This is a genomic window from Candidatus Binatia bacterium, from assembly GCA_036493895.1.
GTDB lineage: Bacteria > Desulfobacterota > Binatia > UBA1149 > CAITLU01 > DATNBU01.
On record DASXOZ010000033.1, the window covers coordinates 1 to 18,654 of the forward strand.

The 18,654-nt window shown below is 62.6% G+C and carries 20 protein-coding genes and 1 pseudogene; 9 read left to right on the forward strand and 12 right to left on the reverse strand.

Annotation, left to right across the window (positions count from 1 at the left end; translation table 11 throughout):
- The coding region (locus VGK20_08655; GenBank protein ID HEY2774107.1) for a DNA cytosine methyltransferase at positions 1-836 on the forward strand (836 nt) is incomplete at its 5' end.
- A 3-nt stretch (positions 837-839) separates the two neighbouring features.
- Here the strand turns inward: VGK20_08655 and VGK20_08660 are convergent.
- The 6 genes from VGK20_08660 to VGK20_08685 all read right to left on the reverse strand — a co-directional run bounded on the left by VGK20_08660 (position 840) and on the right by VGK20_08685 (position 5,889).
- The gene (locus tag VGK20_08660) at positions 840-1,622 is read right to left on the reverse strand and encodes a hypothetical protein (protein HEY2774108.1); all 783 of its coding nucleotides are present in this window, start codon (positions 1,620-1,622) and stop codon (positions 840-842) included.
- Positions 1,619-1,864 carry a helix-turn-helix transcriptional regulator gene (locus tag VGK20_08665; protein HEY2774109.1) on the reverse strand — a complete coding sequence of 82 codons (246 nt, stop codon included), beginning with the start codon at positions 1,862-1,864 and terminating at the stop codon, positions 1,619-1,621. Before VGK20_08665 ends, VGK20_08660 begins: the two co-directional genes overlap by 4 nt.
- A gap of 95 nt (positions 1,865-1,959) precedes the next feature.
- Positions 1,960-2,469: a very short patch repair endonuclease gene (locus tag VGK20_08670; GenBank protein ID HEY2774110.1), complete on the reverse strand. Its 510-nt coding sequence runs from the start codon at positions 2,467-2,469 to the stop codon at positions 1,960-1,962.
- Positions 2,373-3,518, reverse strand: coding sequence for a DNA cytosine methyltransferase (locus tag VGK20_08675; protein ID HEY2774111.1), 1,146 nt, complete (start codon positions 3,516-3,518; stop codon positions 2,373-2,375). Before VGK20_08675 ends, VGK20_08670 begins: the two co-directional genes overlap by 97 nt.
- On the reverse strand, positions 3,515-4,477 hold the full coding sequence (locus tag VGK20_08680) for an O-methyltransferase (protein HEY2774112.1): 963 nt from the start codon (positions 4,475-4,477) through the stop codon (positions 3,515-3,517). The genes VGK20_08675 and VGK20_08680 overlap by 4 nt, the downstream gene beginning before the upstream one ends.
- Positions 4,478-4,482: 5 nt before the next feature.
- The gene (locus VGK20_08685) at positions 4,483-5,889 is read right to left on the reverse strand and encodes an ATP-binding protein (protein HEY2774113.1); all 1,407 of its coding nucleotides are present in this window, start codon (positions 5,887-5,889) and stop codon (positions 4,483-4,485) included.
- A 419-nt stretch (positions 5,890-6,308) separates the two neighbouring features.
- Here VGK20_08685 and VGK20_08690 point away from each other — a divergent pair.
- A pseudogene (locus VGK20_08690) lies at positions 6,309-7,855 on the forward strand (IS3 family transposase).
- 45 nt (positions 7,856-7,900) lie between these two features.
- Here VGK20_08690 and VGK20_08695 read toward each other — a convergent pair.
- Positions 7,901-8,578 carry a methyltransferase domain-containing protein gene (locus tag VGK20_08695; protein HEY2774114.1) on the reverse strand — a complete coding sequence of 226 codons (678 nt, stop codon included), beginning with the start codon at positions 8,576-8,578 and terminating at the stop codon, positions 7,901-7,903.
- 82 nt (positions 8,579-8,660) lie between these two features.
- Entirely contained in the window at positions 8,661-9,581 is a 921-nt protein-coding gene (locus VGK20_08700; protein ID HEY2774115.1) for an SDR family NAD(P)-dependent oxidoreductase, read from the reverse strand.
- Between VGK20_08700 and VGK20_08705 the strand changes: the two genes are divergently transcribed.
- Positions 9,580-10,455, forward strand: coding sequence for a hypothetical protein (locus VGK20_08705; protein HEY2774116.1), 876 nt, complete (start codon positions 9,580-9,582; stop codon positions 10,453-10,455). The genes VGK20_08700 and VGK20_08705 overlap by 2 nt on opposite strands.
- A 103-nt stretch (positions 10,456-10,558) precedes the next feature.
- On the forward strand, positions 10,559-11,350 hold the full coding sequence (locus VGK20_08710) for a DUF1566 domain-containing protein (protein ID HEY2774117.1): 792 nt from the start codon (positions 10,559-10,561) through the stop codon (positions 11,348-11,350).
- Positions 11,351-11,384: 34 nt separating this feature from the next.
- On the opposite strand, the gene VGK20_08715 is transcribed toward VGK20_08710, so the two are convergent.
- From VGK20_08715 to VGK20_08730, 4 genes are all read right to left on the reverse strand, one after another.
- On the reverse strand, positions 11,385-12,641 hold the full coding sequence (locus tag VGK20_08715) for an MFS transporter (GenBank protein HEY2774118.1): 1,257 nt from the start codon (positions 12,639-12,641) through the stop codon (positions 11,385-11,387).
- Positions 12,642-12,713: 72 nt separating this feature from the next.
- Positions 12,714-13,289, reverse strand: coding sequence for a hypothetical protein (locus VGK20_08720; protein HEY2774119.1), 576 nt, complete (start codon positions 13,287-13,289; stop codon positions 12,714-12,716).
- A 221-nt stretch (positions 13,290-13,510) separates the two neighbouring features.
- Positions 13,511-13,681 (reverse strand): hypothetical protein, encoded by a 171-nt coding sequence (locus VGK20_08725; protein ID HEY2774120.1) that lies wholly within the window; start codon positions 13,679-13,681, stop codon positions 13,511-13,513.
- A 75-nt stretch (positions 13,682-13,756) separates the two neighbouring features.
- Complete coding sequence (locus VGK20_08730; GenBank protein HEY2774121.1) at positions 13,757-14,149, reverse strand: hypothetical protein; 393 nt, start codon at positions 14,147-14,149, stop codon at positions 13,757-13,759.
- Between the two features lie 419 nt (positions 14,150-14,568).
- On the opposite strand from VGK20_08730, the gene VGK20_08735 reads away from it, so the two are divergent.
- The 5 genes from VGK20_08735 to VGK20_08755 all read left to right on the forward strand — a co-directional run bounded on the left by VGK20_08735 (position 14,569) and on the right by VGK20_08755 (position 18,598).
- Positions 14,569-14,784 carry a hypothetical protein gene (locus VGK20_08735; protein ID HEY2774122.1) on the forward strand — a complete coding sequence of 72 codons (216 nt, stop codon included), beginning with the start codon at positions 14,569-14,571 and terminating at the stop codon, positions 14,782-14,784.
- A 70-nt stretch (positions 14,785-14,854) separates the two neighbouring features.
- Positions 14,855-16,408 (forward strand): DUF6600 domain-containing protein, encoded by a 1,554-nt coding sequence (locus VGK20_08740; protein ID HEY2774123.1) that lies wholly within the window; start codon positions 14,855-14,857, stop codon positions 16,406-16,408.
- A gap of 408 nt (positions 16,409-16,816) precedes the next feature.
- Positions 16,817-17,059, forward strand: a complete 243-nt coding sequence (locus VGK20_08745) for a CsbD family protein (GenBank protein HEY2774124.1) — start codon at positions 16,817-16,819, stop codon at positions 17,057-17,059.
- A 56-nt stretch (positions 17,060-17,115) separates the two neighbouring features.
- Positions 17,116-17,295: a DUF1328 domain-containing protein gene (locus VGK20_08750; GenBank protein HEY2774125.1), complete on the forward strand. Its 180-nt coding sequence runs from the start codon at positions 17,116-17,118 to the stop codon at positions 17,293-17,295.
- A gap of 127 nt (positions 17,296-17,422) precedes the next feature.
- Positions 17,423-18,598 (forward strand): BON domain-containing protein, encoded by a 1,176-nt coding sequence (locus VGK20_08755; protein ID HEY2774126.1) that lies wholly within the window; start codon positions 17,423-17,425, stop codon positions 18,596-18,598.
- The last annotated feature ends 56 nt before the right edge of the window (positions 18,599-18,654 follow it).

Consider the following 18,654-nt stretch of genomic DNA (forward strand, 5'->3'; position numbering starts at 1 on the left):
GCGAACTAGTGATGGGGAAGTTCCTACACCACGTCGAAGCTCTTCAAGAACAACTCGAAGCGCTGGGCTACGACGTTTCGATGCGCACGCACTTTCTTACCTCCTTCGGTCTCCCTCAGTTCCGCGAGCGAGCGGTGGTGGTGGCTGTCGAGCGCCCGCTCGTCCTCCGAACTTTGGAAGATCTTTGGGAAGCACACGCCGTCAAGGCGGAGGCGCTCACCGTTCGCCGGGCCATCGGACACCTCCGTCCGATTGAAGCTGGAAGGAGATGCCCGGACGACCCGGCACACACGTGCACCCATTCCGATGGTGTTCAGCTCCGACGACTCTTGGCGACTCCCGCTGACGGCGGGTCGTGGTTCGATTGGACACGTCATCCCGACTCCAACGAACTCCTGATTCCGTCGATGCAACGGTCGATCGAGGCAGGTACCCTCAATCACTTCTGCGACGTGTACGGGAGGATGGCGTGGGACAAGCCGGCACCAACCATCAAGCGCGAGTGCTCCCACATTGGGAACGGTCGCTATGCTCACCCCGAACAACACAGGCTGTGTTCAGTGCGAGAAATGGCGATCTTGCAGGGATTCCCCAACCACTATCGCTTCGTCGGCAGGAGCCGAAAGAACCTGTACAGGATGGTCGGTGACGCGGTCCCGCCGCTGGTGAGCTTTCAACTCGCGCACGTCGCAAACTGGATTTTGACCGGTGAGCGTCCGGCACTCGCAGACTTGGTGCTGCCCGATACGCACCTCCGGCCGGGCGACATTGTGCGGAAGCCAATGGTCTCATTGAAGCCATCGCACGTTCCGTCGGCCCAAATCTCCCTGTTCTGACGCTTATTCTTCGTCGCTCTTGCCAGGGACGACCAGCCGCGGGATGTGCCATTCGCCGTGAATGATGCAGCGATCGATGCGAAGGTTAAATACACGAACCTTCTCCACGCTTCCGTCGAGGAGCACGCGGAAGGCTACTCCGCCGTGATCGCCCACGTCCGCTCCGCTGCTTCCCGCCTTGTTCTTCCCCGGGAACGCGCCGTCAGGTAGCGACGATACTAGGCGAAGTACGGGGAGAGGCACCTCAACTAACTCATAGCGGTAGCCATTGCCGGGCACGTCGAATGCGCGGAGAACGAGCATGCGCTCGTACTGAGCGAGGTGCGTTCCGATCCTCTGTCGAGCTTCCGCCGTCAGCTCCTCAGACGTAGAAAAGTCCCGAATCCAACGTGCTTCCATTAACTTCTGCACGTAGACCGAAGCTGCTTTTATGCCCTTATCCGCCTGCGTCTTCAGAGAGAAACTCGTTCCATTGATGTTCAAGTCTTCAGCGGGGAACGTGGGGTTCGCATTGAGAGTAACGCGATGACCGACCGCTTCGCACCCGTACTTCAGAATGTACTCGAAAGTTTTCTTGTTGAGCTTTTCCTCATGCGTAGCGTGGTGGAGCAGGAGCTGGGATCCAAGCGCGGACCCTAAGCTAGGTGTGAGGAAATCGCTTGACGGGTTTAAAGTGGAGCGCACTTCGGTCGCAAGTGCTTCGGCCATCCTGACGAGAATGCGGAGTCGAACCGGATCAAGCCGGCCAGCCAAAGCGGCGAACGCTTTGTGATCCTCCTGACTCACCGTTTGCTCTTCGCAACGGCCTTCTCCGCGTCGGAGAGTATTTCGGTGAGAGTGGCGCCGAGTGCTTTAGCGATGCGGTCCATGTTGGTGAGCGTCACATTTCTCTCACCGCGCTCGACCGATCCTACGTAAGTTCGATGAAGGCCACATCGTTCCGCGAATGTCTCCTGGCTCAGCCCCAGAGACTGACGACGGTCCCGAACAATCTGGCCTAGTGCGCGTTGTATTGCGGGAAAATTCACGCAACTCAGCTATCCGTATGATGACTTTGCGTCTACAGACTATGGGTAGCGTAATAGCTCAGGCGCGAGTCGAGGGCGCCGAGTGGCCGTTGCCGTCAACGGGCTCGCACGAATCTCCGAAGTTGGTTGGCGACACGTGCTGTCGTACTAAGCTCGCACTGCCAGACAACCAGCACCCGAAACCCTCTGTTCTGTAGGGAAGCGAGCACCCGCAAATCCCTCTGCCGGTTGAGGCGCAGTTTCCTATTCCAGTAAGCCTTGTTGGACTTAGGCCGCGTGGCTCTTGGGCAGCCGTCATGCGCGTGCCAGAAGCAGCCGTGGACGAAGATCGCCCAGCCTCGAGCGGCATTGGCTAGATCGGGAGAACCGGGGAGTTTTCGGTTGTTCAGTCGATAGCGCGCTCCGAGGCTGCTCACCAAGGAGCGGACTACTCTCTCCGGGCCAGTGTTGCGGCTACGAACTGCAGCCATTCTGCGGGAGATAGTTTCTGGGGATTGCGTTCTTCTACTCACTTTCCTTTTCGGATGGCGCGCCGAATTTCGGTGGCGACAGCATGAGCGAGCAGGGGCGGCACAGAGTTGCCGATCTGCATAAACCCATGCCACTTGGTATCGTGGAACACGAAGGAGTCAGGAAATGAGTGAAGCCTTGCGGCTTCACGAAGACATATGCAGCGGGGAAGATCTGGGTGAATCGGGCGTGGCGCCATGAACCGACCGTTCTCGAATCCGGTCCCGGCGCGAAGTGTCGGTGCGACCCCGGACGATTTCAACCGTATGAAGCGACTAACTTTGTCTGCATCGCCCGCTTCAACACGACCGAACCTTCGAACTGTTTTGGCCGAGTGCTCAGTCCTCGCGAAGCCAGTAATGACTCCGTTGGATTTCCCAACTCTGATCGCTCTCAGTCGGCGGACATACGGATTGGGTTTTCTGAGCTTGCCACTATAGCCATCCCCATCCACGAGTTTGGACTTCTCCACTCGCTTTAGATCTGCGATCGCCATCGCTACCGACACGTGCTGGCTCCGGATCTTAGGGTACTTGGGCGGAACTTCACCCACGCGATAGCCGAGAATGAACACGCGCTTTCGCCGTTGTGGAACCCCGAAGTCTGCCGCGTTTAACAGTCGTATGGGTTCCACGATCGCGTAGCCCTCGGCTTTTACGGCCAGCTTAAAGCTCGAGATCAATCGGCGATACTTTTTTTGCAGAAGCCCCGCCACATTCTCCATAACGAAGTATCGCGGGCGCAACTCGCCTACGATGCGCGCGAACTCTAGAACTAGTTGGTTCCGCGGGTCCCCTTTGCGTCGCTTACCTCCAACCGAGAATCCTTGACATGGGGGTCCTCCGACAACGAGAGAGATCGATTTCCCAGCCAACTTTGCTTTTCTTCGGATCTTTCCGCCGGTGAGGTCCTCAAGATCGGCACAGATTGAGACGGAATCAGGAAAATTGCGTTCGTGAATCTCTGCGGCGATCTCGCTCGAATCTACGCCGGCGGCCAACTGAAACCCCGCGTGTTGAAACCCTAACGACATTCCGCCGGCCCCGCAGAACAGATCTACGAAGACATCGCGAGCCGTTCCGGGTGAGCGCGGGGTTCGAGACGCACGTTGTGAGCGACGAGTAGCAACAGCCGCTTTGGTCACAGATCGACCTCGGCCAGCAAAGGATAGTACTGATACAAATTGGCGTACGCTCGAATCTGTTCGGCATCGAGCGGGAACGAAGGGCGAGGTGTTCGGCTCGGGAGGCAGAGATCCAGCGCCGCACGCTCTTTTGGCGTTAGAGGGGGAACGGCTATCGGGAATAGGGTCTCGCCCGTCAGAAAATGAAATTCCGACTGCAAGGGAGCGCTATCGAGCGTCGCTCTGTCCTTCGCGTCGACTAGAGCAAGCCCCAACGTCACCATGGGCGCTCCGTCTTTGTAGTAGAACGAAAATAGAGGATAGCACGCCAACCCTTCGGCTGCGGCCCTACCGTTCTGAATGAGCAAATCCTTGCAGAACATCCAGAGTAGGTGCACGAGCAAGTAAGGGAAGAGGTCGGCGATGTCCGACGTCGCACCGTACCGCTTGGCGATCTTTGATCTGTTTCGCCAAACCGAACGTGCCGGCTCGCCGAACGTTTTTACCAAGCTCGCAGTTTTCTCCTCCGATCCAGCGGCCTGTCCCCACGGTGGCCTCGCGTCGTAAGTCACCATCAGAACACTCCCGGAGACGAGATTGCCCGCCAGAAACGAAACGTCGCCGAGTGAGTCGAGCTCTGGCTGGAAGTCGTAGTCCAGCCAGACAATCGTGGCGTTCTTCCATTTCAGCTTGGGCAAGACTTCGGACGAGTCGCCTTCAACAACCCTGACGCAGCGGAAAGGCCGATTGAATACCGCGCGGCGATAGCCTTCCGAGCGCTCGATGGATGTCAACGACGTCAAACGCAGTCGGCGGTGCGCGTAGAGGAAATCGGAGAACCACATCGACCCAAAGCCGACGTAGCCATACTTCTTCGAGGAGAACCGCCCAATCACGTGAGAGAGCGCCTCGAAAATCATCTTTCGCTGCGTCCTCTTGTTGGGCCGGACGGCGTAGTTGATCTTCTCGTAAGATTGCATTCGCGTCAGTCGACGTTGTTTGAGTAGTAGTAGTCGAACGTCTTACTGCCTACCTGTGTCGCTGACATAGTCGACTTGCCGAGGGCGGCGGCGACTTTTGCAACTTCGCGTTTCGGCTTTTGGTAGATGATGTTGACCCACGTCTGGCTGGCGCGTGGAACTTGAGGGGTTTTCATGGATTGGGTGACAGAGACCTCCGCCGGCTTGACAGGGCCAGCCGCGCGCTCGAACTCCTTTGCCTTCTCCGGGTTCGCTTTTCTCGCTCGCGAGTATCGAATGTAATCCCGCGATGCCTCCTGCATCTTCGCTCGAGCTCGTCTGTAGATGACGCTGTCTACATCCACATCGTTCTTCGTTGTTGTCCAAGGAACTACATACGGCTCATCGGAACGGAAGGAGACAATCCCGATGAAACCATTGTACTGAGGATGCCACTGCGGAAACGCTGCCATTCCCCAGCCAGTTCGATCGGACTTGTCCGCGGCGAGGACAACGCGGTTGTTGCAGAGCACGTACCATCCCCAAGCCGAAGCGTCTTCATCATCATCGGAATCCGGGCGCGTATTGTCCGCGGCGCTCGCAGCTCCGGCCCAGAGTTCGACATCAACGTCGACTTTCTTCGATCGCGGTGACGGGCTCGCGACTGACTCTTTCCACTTTTTGTGCGACGGCTGAAAGAGCTTGCTTTTGAGGAAGGTGATGTCGATCGGACGAACGCTTTCCGACTGAATTACGATTCGAAGGCCTTGGTTCAAAAACGCTGCGTAGGTTCGTGCAGTGGCACTGATCAGGCGGTGCTTGAACGCATCATTCTCGAATTCGTGTGCGACACCTGGATTTAGGTGAGTTACCTCGATCGTCGTTCCCGCCTTCGAACTCCCAGTCTTGGCGGGAGTGAGCTCGAGGTCCCACGTTTCCTCAGTGGCCCAGTCGTCCACGTCAACATTCATGGAGAATGAATCGGAATCAGTGGCCGACTTAATTCCAATGATGCGTCCTAACTTGAATAGTGCACGCTTCATTCCAATGCCGTAGATGCCGATTCCCTCCTCCGTATCGGCGTTCGTGTGCTTTCGAGGATCGCGACCGAAGTGAAATGCGTACTCGCAAGCGATATCGACAGGTATCCCGCCGCAGTTGTCGTGAATGCGGAAGTGAGTTTTGGAGAACGATATGGTGATCTTGTAGCCCTTGTAGCGGCTGCTCCCTGAACTAAGGGGGTGGGGCTTAGGCGCTTTGGAACGTCGTTGAGGGGAGGGATCGACGGCGCGAGTTGCACCGTCGACGCAGTTATCGATCAGATCGAGCACGCATGCGACGAGCGATATGTCGCGGGTGATCATGTCGATGAAGAATCGCTTATGTGGAGTCGCTTGGACCGTTCGGACCTGAGGTTTGGCAGAACTCGTCATCACCCCTCCCTCGGCCCTTACCGCAACATAAGCAAGACGGGCCGGTTCATTTGGAGGCGTTTGTCGAGGAGCGCCGCAGATAGGTCAAATCCGCCGTACTTTCGCGGACTTCAACGACACGGAGCCTAGGTCCGACTCAACCCGACAGCAGGTGGGCGATTCCTCGCTGTCCGGCGGCAGGGTTAGCGCGTCATCGCCTGGCAGGCGGGGCGCAGACCTCGAAGCCTCAGTTCAGATCTTTGGTACTTGTCCGCGGCGCGCCAGCTCGGCTTGGATCAGTTCACGGGCGACTGCTGTGCTGCAATCGTCCGACGCTGGTCACGCTCTCCCCCTGTGTCAGGGAAGTTGCCGCCTGATCTGATCCGCCGGAACGGCCGGATCATTTACAAACAGGATCGGGGCGGAAACGAGCATCGAGTTTGAAATACTCCGAGAAGTTCCGATCGAAAATGGTGGGCAGAATGACGACGCCGGCGGCCGGAGTGCGAATGCACTCTCGGCCGAAGTCGGAGTGGCGCAAGGGACGCTGTCGCGCTGGCTGCGTGACGCGAGTAGCGTCGGTGGCATGAAGTCCAAGCCCTCGCCGTCGGCCAAGCCGCATTCAAAGCAACGCAGCCCGCAAGACAAGCTGCGTCTTATCATCGAGGCTGCGGCTCTCAGTGGCGACGAGCTCGGCGAGTTCCTGCGCCGCGAAGGGATCCACGAAGCCGACCTTACGCGGTGGCGCGAGAGCTCGCTCGAAGGGCTGTCCGGCAAGGTTACGGTTGCAGCGACTGCGAACGCTACCGACAAGCGCGTGCGCGATCTCGAGAAGGAGCTGCGTCGCAAGGACAAGGCCCTGGCAGAAACTGCGGCGCTACTGGTGCTCCAAAAAAAAGTCCGCGCGATCTGGGGGGACGGGGGCGACGACACGTGAGCGCGGATCGCGAGGACGTCATGGTGATCGTCGCAGAGGCCGTGGGCGATGGCGCGCGGCAGCGTCGTGCATGCGAGATCGTTTGTCTGGACGTGCGAACCTATCAGCGCTGGTCTGTTCAAGGACCGGGCGGAGACCGCCGCATGGGACCGAAGACAGAGCCTGCCAACAAGCTGAATGCGCTCGAGCGTCAGAGAATCATCGAGGTGGCCACGAGCATGCAGTTTCGCGACATGTCGCCGAAGCAGATCGTGCCGCACCTGGCCGACTTCGGCGAGTACTTTGGCAGCGAGTCGAGTTTCTACCGCGTGCTGCGCGACTTCGGTGCGATGGCGCATCGGTCGCCGGCCAGGCGACCGACTGCGACTGCGCCGCGCGAGCACGCCGCCACCGGACCAGGGCAGGTGTGGAGCTGGGACATCACGTACCTGCGCAGCGCGGTGCGCGGCGCATTCCACTACCTGTACCTGATCGAAGACGTATGGAGCCGCAAGATCGTCGGCTGGGCTGTGCACGACGAGGAGGACATGGAACATGCAGCCGCGCTGATCACCGCGGCGACGGCGTCAATGCGGGTCGATGCCAGGAACCTCGTGCTGCATTCGGACAACGGCGGGCCGATGAAGGGCTCGACGATGCTGGCGACGCTGCAGCGGCTCGGGATCGTGGCGTCATTCAGCAGACCGAAGCGTGAGCGACGACAATCCGTATTCCGAATCGCTGTTTCGGACGCTCAAGTACCGGCCCGAGTACCCGCAGAGGCCATTCGCTTCGATCGACGAAGCGCGTGCCTGGGTGATCTGGTTCGTCGGCTGGTACAACGACGAGCACCTGCACAGCGCGATCGGCTTCGTCACCCCGGCGCAGCGTCACGCCGGCGACGACGTATCGATCCTCGAACGCCGCACAGCGGTCTACGAGAAGGCACGTCGGCGTCACCCTGGGCGATGGAGCGGTGAAGTGCGAAACTGGGAGCGGGTTACGGTGGTGAAGCTCAATCCACGGGACGCGCCCGTGGCGACGAATCCGGTTCAGGACATGGCGGCGTAATTCGAACTCAGGCGGCAACTACTTTGACACCGACCGCTCGCCAGTTCATCCCCCGAGCAGCCGCACCCGAACAAAGTCCTTGACCGGCTGCGGTACGACCTGCTTGAGCAGTTGCTCGACCGGATAGCGCAGTCGGAACAACAGGACGTCGAGCCCGGTAATTCGCAGGCAGCGTCGGGCAGCGACGATCGACCAGAGCCGCATGCCGCCGGTAGGGACTTCGTGGAACTCCGCCGGCCGGCGTGCCTTGACGAAGATGCCCGGCATGTAAGTGTCGGACTCTACGACCTCGATGTCGAGGTCGGCGAAGATGAGGCGCATGTCCTCGGCTTCGAACCGCCAGTAGTCGTACGGATACTCGTGGTAAGGGAAACCGCGCGACCTCGTCGTCACGAGCAGGACGCCGGCAGGCCGAAGCAGGTTCTTCAGGTTGCTGACCACCGTGCGCCAGTCGCGCGCGTGCTCGAGCATCTCGGTGCAGACCACGAGGTCGAAGGCCTCGCGACCAAAACGCGAGACCAGGTCCTCTGCACGGCAGATTTCGTCCACTCCGGGGCCTTCGGAAAGATCGACGCCGAGGTAGGACCGCGGCTGCATCCGCTCGATGTCGGCACGCAGCGAGCCGTTGACGTTCATCGAGCCGACCTCGATCACGTCCTTACCGGCGACGTCCGGCGCAAGTAGTGCGCGGCGGCCGAAATCGACGCAGGCCGGATTGCACATTGCGGCGAGACTTTCACGGATCCGGCCGCTGCGCTACCGGGGCTCGCGGCGAAACGGGACGTTGCTGGAGTCGCAGGTGCCTTCAGATCCTGGCGACGATCTCTTCGGTCGCCTGCCAGAGTTTTTCAGCCATCGCGAGATCGCGGCCGTTTCGCGACGAGCGCTGAACGTTGCAGTCGTAGAAATACTCGCCGCTGACGCCGGCCAGCGAAGGGTGCGTGGCCACGTAACACTGCGTTGCTGCGCCCTCGGGAATGGTCTTGAGCGCAATGGAATTGGCCGCCGAAAGGGCAGTGCGCGCAATGACGTTCATGTGCCGTCCGAGGTTTGTCACGATGACGCCGGGATGCAGCGCGTTGGCCGTGCGTGCGCTGCCATCGAATCGTCGCGCCAGCGAGCGGGCAAACAGGAGGTTGGCGAGCTTCGACTGCCCGTAGGCCTTCCACGGCCGATAGCCCTTCTCGAGCGTGAGGTCGTCGAACTGGATGCCGGCTTTCGGCGCCATCGTGTGAGCATCGCTCGACAGCATCACCACCCGGCCGTCGGCACTCAGGCTGTCGACGAGGCCGGTGACGAGAAGGAAGTGCCCGATGTGGTTGGTCAGGAACTGAAGCTCCTGTCCGTGCTTCAGCTCCCTTTGCGGCAGCGCCATGATGCCTGCGTTGCAAAGAATGACATCGAGCGCGATACGGAGTGACGTGGTTTTCTCGACGCAGGCGCGCACCGATGCCGGATCGGACAGATCGCAGGCAAGCGGTACCGCATCCGCGCCGAACATCCGGCACGCGGCCGCTGCACTTTGCTCGCTGCGCGCCACGCCGAGGATGCGCGCGCCGCGCATCGCAAGCACTCGCGCGCTCTCGCGGCCGAGCCCGGAGCCGACCCCGGTGACGAGCATCGTGCGGCCGCGAAGGTCGAGGCCCGCGGTGACTTCCTCCGCCGTCGAAGCGTAGCCGAAGCCGCTCGGGCCGCGGCGGCCCTTGATGATGGAGACGAGGGACATGGCGGCGGGTGCCAAAACTATCACCTTGCGCGAGGCCCGTTCAACGCCCCCTGCAACGGCGCTTTTGCGGGCGGCCGTTGCATCAGTGCAACCGGTAGCATTAGTCTGGCCCGCGGCCGCTGCCCCGCCGCCACGTTCCATGCATCCCATCGACGTTCGCTCGTGCCTTCGCTATGGACGCCAGACGTTCCGGCAGCGTCGCGGCTGGCTGATGGGAATCGCCGCCGTCCCCATCATCCTCGGCGTCGCGCCGCGTCTCATCCTCCAGCATGGTGGCCTGTCGTCGCCGGCGATCGCCGTCGGCGCGATCGTCAACGGCCTGGTGTCGGTCCTGGTCTCGCTCGGGACGGTGTCGTGTTTTCTCAAGGTTCACGAAGATGTGCAGGCGGCGCGCATTGCCGACCTCTGGCATCCGCGAGGCTTTGTCAGCTACCTGTGTGTGCAGATCCTCATCTGGACGATGCTCGTCATCGTGGCGATGCCCCTGCTGGCCGTGATGTTCGTCACGCACATGCAGGGCGGCGTCGCTGCCGCCATCGTGATCACAGCCCTCGCTCTCTCGGCGACTTTTGTCATCCGTTACAATTTCGCGTCGATCCTCGTGGTCGAGCGCGGCTGCGGTGCCATCGAGGCGCTGCAGGAGAGCGCAAAGATCCTGCGAGGGCAGACCGCCCGCATGCTGGCATTCAGCATGGCAGTCGCGGTCATCAACCTTCTCGGTGTCTTGTGCTTCGGGGTCGGAGTGCTGGTGACTGTTCCGATTTCCGTCATCGCGTGGATCCACGCTTTCCGCCAGGCCACCGGACGGCAACTGCCGGAGAATCCCACGGCTGCGCACGAATCGACGCCGACACTTTCGCAGGCGCAGGAGTAGGAAGGGAACCGCGACTTTTCGAACACCGCGGGCTTCGGCCGCGCGCCCAGTAGGATACAATCGACGGGCCTGCCTCGGTCCTGCCGGCGGGCGGGAGACGTCGATGAAGAATCCGATTCCACGCATTGCGCTCGCGCTGGTGCTCGTCTCGAGCGCGGCGCAGGCCCGAATGGGGCTGCCCGATGCGGCAGCAGCGCCGGACGCGGCCAGCCAATGCTCGCTCGTCAATCCCTGCGGCGACGTCAACGCCTCCGGCAGCGTTACCTCGGGCGACGCGCTGCTCGTGCTGAAAAAGGCCGTCGGCCAGGGTGTCACCGTCCAGTGCCCGGTGACCGGATCGGGAGCAGCCGCGGGCATCATCAAGACGGGCCAGACCACGTGCTTCGATTCGGACGGCAATGCGGCCGGCTGCGCGGGCACGCGGCAGGACGGCGAGCTGCAGACGGGTCTGGCGCGCAGCTTCACCGACAACGGTGACGGCACCATCACCGACAACACGACCAGCCTGATGTGGGAGAAGCTCTCGCTCGATACGAGCGTCCACGACGAAAGCGTCAGCTATACGTGGGACGATGCGTTCGGGAAGATCGCGTCGCTCAACTCCGCGAGCTTTGCAGGTCATGTCGACTGGCGCCTGCCGAGCATTTCGGAGCTCGAATCGCTCAAGAACTTCGGCGCGAGCGATCCGGCCGTCTATCCGGTCTTCAACTCCGACTGCGCCGTTTCGTGCACGGTGCTGACGTGCAGCTGCGGGCAGGCCAACTTCTACTGGTCGTCGACGACGAACCTCGGCAGCACGCTCGAGAAGTGGGGCGTGCTGTTCAACGCCGGCGTCACGAGCTCGATCCCGAAGACGTACAGCTACTACGTGCGCGCCGTGCGCAGCGGATCGTAGCGGGCAGGGGGACTGGAGTGCGGCACGACCGGCTTTAGTCCGTGCCTGTCCCCGGTATTCCAAGGTTGACGTTCGTCGCTTCGGGGCCGGCGGAGACGACGACGGCGAGAATGACGGAAACCACTGCGATCGTCGTCGCGAGCACCGTCGCGTAGTCGTTGCCGCGCGCTTCGGCCAGCGCAGCCTGGAACGGACCCATCCTTGCCATTGCGAGGTTGCCGAGCTGGTAGGCGAAGCCCGGCAGGATCGCGCGTACCGCAGCGGGCGACAGCTCGTTCAGGTGCGCCGGCACGATTCCCCACGCGCCCTGCACCATGAACTGCATCAGGAATGAGCCGATGCAGAAGAGCAGGGCGCTCGATGACCAGGCCCACAGCGGAATGACCGGAAGCGCGAGCACCGCAGCGAGCGCGATGGCGCGCCGGCGCCCGAGTTTTTCCGACAGGCCGCCGAAGAAGATTCCGCCGCACAGCGCGCCGAGGTTGTAGACGATCGCGATCGAACCCGTCGTCCGCGCGTCGAAACCGTGCTGGGTCTGCAGGAACGTCGGGTACAGGTCCTGGGAGCCGTGCGAGAAGGCATTGAAGCATCCCATCAGCAGCACCATGAACAGCAGCAGCGGCCACGACGCGCGTACGGCCTTCAGTGCGTCGCGCCCACGCAGCGCAGGCTGCCGTTGCCCCGCCAGCCATACCGGTGATTCTTCGACGCTGGCGCGGATGTACAGCACCAGCACTGCCGGCATCGCGCCGACGATGAACATTCCTCTCCATCCGAGCGCATCGAACGCGAACGCGAACAGTGCGGAGGCCAGCAGGTAACCGATCGCATAACCTTCCTGCAGGACGCCGGAAAAGAAGCCGCGGCCGGCCGCGGGCAGCGATTCGAGCGCCAGCGCGGCGCCGACTCCCCATTCGCCGCCCATCGCGAATCCGAACAGCGCGCGAAGCGCGAGCAGGGTGCGCAGATCCGGCGCGAACGCCGAGGCGAGCTCGCACACCGAGAAGCTGACGATGTTGATCATCAGCACGGGGCGGCGTCCGTAACGTTCGGCGAGCGCGCCGAACACGAGGGCGCCGAGCGGCCTCATCGCCAGCGTAAGGAAAATGCCTTCGGCGACGGCCTTGACGTCGCAGTGAAACTCACCGGCGATCGACTTGAGGCAAAAGACGAAGATGAAAAAGTCGAAGGCGTCGAGCGACCAGCCGGCTACCGCCGCAACGAAGGTATGACGCTCCGAAGGCGTCAGGCTCGAAAAAAGCCCGCGAAACGTCATCGATCGTATTTCCACGCTGCGGTCTGAAGCGGCTGGGGACAGGCACCGGCGACGAGGCGCACGCCGCGGGGGCCGGGCCCGGGCGTCTCAGCCGTCGAGCTCGGCGCGGGCCTTTTCTCCGAGCTTCCTGGTGAAGCTCGTCAGGTGCAGCAGCGCGGCCGCGCGCGATCCGAAGCGATAACCGAGCTTGGAGAGCGCGCTCTCTTCGGAGTCCGCATCGCGAGCGACCCAGCGAGACGACTGGTCCTTCAGGCTGTCGAGGCGTGCAACGTCGGCAGCCGACGGCGGCGGGTTTGGAAGATCGGCCGGCATCGCCTTGAAGTCGACGACGTGGAACCACAGGAACTGCTCATCGACGGCAACGTCGAGCGTGACCGGATGAGCTCCGGAGCCGGTGTTGCCTTCGACTTCGTCGTCGTCGACGACAACCGTGACGGCCACCATCGGGTGCCCGAGAAGGGGCGAGGCGAGCGCCGATTTCGGCGCACCGGCGGCTGCCTTCCAGATCGCGTGGATTTCGTCTTCCTGCAGGTGCCCGTAGGCCTCGGTGAGAGTCAGGCCGACGCCATGTCCCTGGGTGCATTCCCACGTGTCGAAATCCCCGTTGCGCCTGGATGCCAGAGGCTGGCGGCACTGAGGACAGCGGTACTCGAGATCAGCCATCGAATTCCCCGAAAGCCTGCGACGCGTTTCGCGCCGGCGCTCTTGCGCCGGGCGCTCGAAGACATAGCACAGCACGGCGCGTGCGCCTACCCCGTGGGGAGCCGCGGCGGGAGCCTCGAAAACCGGAAATTCGTGGAAAGGGAAAAATCGGCACGGTGCGGGCACGCCGTCGCCGGCGTGCCCGCACCGCTCCCGATCATCACGACCCGCAGGCCGCAGGATCAGTAGTGAGTCTCGGTATGGGTCGTCGTGCTGTGCTCGGTCACCGTCGGGTCGGCCGGGACAGTCACGGATTCGCGCGTCGTCTGCTGGCGAGTGACGTGCTCGCTGCTGCAGCCGCTGGCAACCCCGACAAAAGCGAGAAGGCTCAGAACGGTAATGGCTTTTCGCATGGCTTTTCTCCTTCCGGCCGGGCACCTCGCGGCGCGGGGAACCCCGCGCACGAGGGCCGGACGTCTAACCGGACGCTATCGCGTCGTCGTCTCCGAGTGCGTGGTGCTCTCCTTGACGGTGCGCGCAGGGCCGGTCTGCACCACGCGCGTCACGACAGTGCGGCCGCCTTCATTGGAGTACTCCACCGTTACCGGGGAGTTCAGGATCGCCTCCGAAGAGACGGTCTTGCCGTTGGCGTCGACGAACGTGGTTTCCTTCGAGTAGTTGTACGTAACCGGTGCCGACGATTCGTCCGATTTCAGGATGATCGTCGACGTCGAGGGATTCATCTCGGAAACGACACCGGAGTAGGTGGTCGTTTTCGACGAGCTGGTCGTAACGGTCTGGGCGGAAGCGACGGCGACGCTGGCCAGGACGCCGAGGGCTACGCCAAGGGTAGTGGAAGTTAGCGATCTGTAGGACTTCATAGGGTATTCTCCTTCTGCGTGATCCTGACGGGCCAGATGGCGACACTGCAATCCCGCGTCGCTGCCTGCAAGACGTTCCGCTCCACTCATTGTTCATCTTCGCCCACTCGCGAGGGCGGTGCGCAAGCGGGGCAACTTCCCGGTGCGCAAATGCGTGTGGAGCGCATCCAGGGCGCGATGCCCGACGGATGCTCGAGTGATTCTCGAATGAACCGGCCACTCCATCGTCGCAGAGCGCGAATGACCGTCCGCGCAGCATGTGAGGCATGTCGCTTCTGCAAGTCCCGGTTGCGAGGGTTCTGTTTACCGGTGCAAACCCCGGTTAGAATGACGCGCAGGTGTAGTCATTCCAGCCCTGCCTGCAAGAAGGCGGCGCAGTTGCCATCAGCGGCAGCGGCCGCGCCGCCGGAGGAAGGTCGATGAGCCCAGTGAAGATCCTCGCAATCCTGCTGATCGCCGGCGGTGCGGCCGCGTTGGCATACGGACAATTCAGCTACACGCAGGAAACCCACGAGGCCAAGCTCGGGCCGCTCGATCTTGCCGTCAAGGAAACGCGCAACGTCGTGATTCCGCAGTGGATGAGCGCCGTCGCCGTCGGCGGCGGTGTGTTGATATTCATTCTCGATCGGCGCTGAGCGTGCGTCACCTCGAGACGAAGCCCTCTGCGGCGGCCATAATCCATCGGACCCATCGGAGGTTGTCATCATGAGATTTCACCGACTCGCCTTTTGCGCGCCGCTGGCGATGGCGGGCTTCGTCGCGTGCAGCAGCGTCGCGATGCTGAGCGCCGATCTTGCGGCACCGTCCGTCGCCGCAGCCCAGGATATCGACGATGCGTACTTCTACTCTGCGCTCGCGCCGAACGGAGAGTGGTTCTACCAGGCCGATCTCGGGTGGGCGTGGCATCCGACTCACGTCGGTCCAGGCTGGCGCCCGTACACCGAAGGTCGCTGGGAATGGTCGGACGATTACGGCTGGACCTGGGTTTCCGACGAGCCGTGGGGCTGGGCCACGTACCACTACGGTCGCTGGTACTTCGATCCCTACTACGGCTGGTCGTGGATACCGGGCCACGTCTGGGCCCCGGCGTGGGTGAGCTGGCGATCCGAGGCCGGATACGTCGGATGGGCGCCGCTGTGGCCAGCTTTCTTCGATGAGCATCCGGAATACCGCTGGGACTCCTGGGACCACGACCGCGACTGGGACAGCCGCAATCACGACCGCGACTGGGACCGCTGGATCTTCACGCGCGACCGCGATTTCACGTCCGATCGCGTCGGTCGCCTTGCGGTTCGCGACATGGGCGAACGCGACGACATCTTCCGCCAGTCGCGTGACGTGACGCGTTTCGACCAGAACCGGCCGGAGCAGATCGGGCACAGCATCGATCGCACGATGATCGAACGAGCGGTCGGTCATCCGGTGCGTACGGTGCACGTCGAGACGTCGGACCGGCCGGTGACGAACCACGACGCCCACAGCGACCGGATCCAGATGTTCCGCCCTCACGTCCGCGAGACGCCGGACCGGACGCCGGATCGGCTGGGCCTTGCAAAACCGGCTTCGCAGCAGCCGCACGAGGCCGACACCATCCGCAAGGAAAAGCAGCGCATCGACGCGGTGCCGGAAAAGGACCGTACCGCCACCGGCCGCCAGCACCCGCGCGAGGGACACGACGAGCACGGCGCGGCGCCTTCCGCAGTCGAGCGCGAGAACGCGCGGCCGAATGCGGATGCGGGCCAGAACCGGGAGAACCAGCCGGGCGGCCGTGAACCGCAGCAGATGCAGCAGCGCGACCAGCAGCAACGGCAAAAGCAGCAGGAACAGCAACAGCGCCAGCAGGAGCAGGATCAGCGACGCCAGCAGCAAGTGCAGCAGCGCGACCAGCAGCAACAGCAGAAGCAGCAGGAACAGCAGCAGCGCCAGCAGGAGCAGGATCAGCGACGCCAGCAGCAAGTGCAGCAGCGCGACCAGCAGCAACAGCAAAAGCAGCAGGAACAGCAACAGCGCCAGCAGGAGCAGGACCAGCGGCGCCAGCAGCAGATGCAGCAGCGCGAGCAGCAACAGCAAAGGCAGCCGCCGCCGCAACATCCGCAGCCGCAGGAGCATGGAACGAACGAGCAGCCGCCGCGCGGCGGCCCGGCGCCCGCGCCCCACAGCGGGGGCCCGCAGCAAGGAGGCCCGCACGGCGAAGGCGCACCCGGTCAGCCGCCGGCTCCCGCATCCGGAAACGAGGGAGAGCGCCAGCCGGCGCACTGATCGTCGAGCATGAGCAACGAGCTCGCCTGCGATTGCATCGAGCGCAGGCGAGCTCGCGTTCCATCGCGCAGGACGCCGGCTGCAAGAGTCGCAAGCGGCGACGTTCCCTTGTTGCCTCGTTGGTTCGACTCAACGGTCGTGCGCGATCACGCGCAGCATCATCACAAAGTGTGCATCTGCGTCTTCCCTCAAGCGCGGTTGCAAGCGCGGTTGTCGCTCGAATGAGGGATGATTGTGCGCAGATGCGTGCGCATCCGCCTGCGTGAAAAGAAAACCCTTCACGGACCCGCTTGCCCCATTTATGTTGAATTTCGAAGGACGGCGGGCATCGAAACGCTGACTGTTCGACGAACATGAGTGCTCCGCGCAGCGCTGCGGCGACGCGGAAAATCTCAAGGGAGAGCGCAAATGAACTGGGATCAGATCGAAGGCAACTGGAAGCAATTCAAGGGCGGCGTCAAAGAGCGCTGGGGGAAACTGACCGATGACGAACTGTCGACCATCGGCGGCAAGCGCGACAAGCTGGCCGGTCTGCTTCAGAAGAAGTACGGCATGGCCAAGCAGGCAGTCGAAGACGAAATCTCGAAGTACGAGACCAGCCTCGACGAGGACGTGGAGATGGAGCAGCGGGCTAAACGCAGCTCCCACTGACGGTAGCCGTCCACGACGGGGCCCTCAGACCGGGGTCGCCCGTCAAGGAGAAAGGCATGTTACATTACGCGATCGTATTCTTCGTCATTGCACTGATTGCTGCAGTGCTCGGCTTCAATGGAGTGGCGGGAATGTCCGCCCAGATCGGCTGGCTCTTTGCCGTCCTCGCCTTGATCTTCCTGGTCGTGGCGCTGCTCGGCGGTGGTCGCGGCGGCAACATCACGACGATTCCTTGACGACACGGCGCTGCACGTTTGAAGCGGCAGCCGGGCACCCTTGCCCGGCTGCCGGCAGCAGCCGTCGAGGCGGCGACGCCAGGAACCGTTGGAAATCGAGTTGCGCCGCCGCCGAGGAGAAAAGCCCATGAAGCCGCAATCCATTTCGAAACTGTTCAGGCTTGGCGCCTGCTGCGCGGTCCTTGCGCTTGCCGGCCCTGCCTGGGCGAAAACACCCGCTGATGCGTGGATCACTACCAAGGCCAAGCTCGCGCTGATGACCTCCGAGGGCGTGAGCTCCAATTCCGTCAACGTCGACACGGTGGACCACCAGGTCACGCTGCACGGCACCGTGGCCAGCGCCGACGAAAAGCAGAAAGCGGAGACGGCCGTCCGTTCCATTGACGGCGTGAGCAATGTTCGTGACCTCCTGCAGGTGGTCCCAGCGTCGCGCGAGAACGCGGTACAGCGCACCGATGCCGAGATTTCCAGGCAGGTGAGTGACGCGCTGACGAGCCAGCCTTCCCTCAAGAGCAGCAGCATCTCGGTCGCGTCGGTCAACAACGGCGTCGTCTTGCTCAAGGGAAATGCCAGGAGCCTGACCGACCACCTGACCGCGGTGCAGACCGCTCGCGGCGTTCCGGGCGTGCGGCGGGTCGCCAGCGAAGTCCAGAGCAGCGACGCGCTGGCGGATTCGCAGATCTGGAACGAATCGCGCTACTCGGCCTCCAACGAGCCTCCGCCCGCGCCCGCTGCGAATGAACACCGCAGCCTGACGGGCGAAGCGAAAGATACGGCGCGAAAGACCGGACGCGAGGCGGAAGACATCGCGCGTGACACTGGCCATGCCGTTGCGGGCGCGGCCCGCACCACTGCCGATGCGGCCACCGACCTGTACGCCACTTCGATGATCAAGATGCGCCTGCTGGCGGACCGTGAAACTCCGGCGATGGACATCAACGTCGACACCACCGGCGGCGACGTCACGCTGTTCGGCATCGTCCCCAGCGAGCAGGCGCGTCACGAAGCGGAAAACGAAGCGCGCAAGGTTGCCGGCGTTCGCAGCGTCAAGAACGAGCTGCAGGTCGTTGCCGATGCGAAGAAGCCGGACGTGACGGCGAAGGACGACCAGCTCGAGTCCGACGTCAAGCAGAGGCTGAAAGCGCGTGACGACTTGAAGGACGTCAATGCGGACGTGAAAAATTGCGTGGTTCGCCTGTCGGGTACGGTGCCGTCGGGCGAGGAGAAGGTCGAGGCGAGCCAGGTGGCCCGGGCGACGCGTGGCGTCTGCTCGGTGCAGAACGACGTTCGCCTGCACGAATGACCGCACGCTGACAGAGGCGCACAGGCCGGATGCGTCCAGAGCAGCCGCATCCGGCC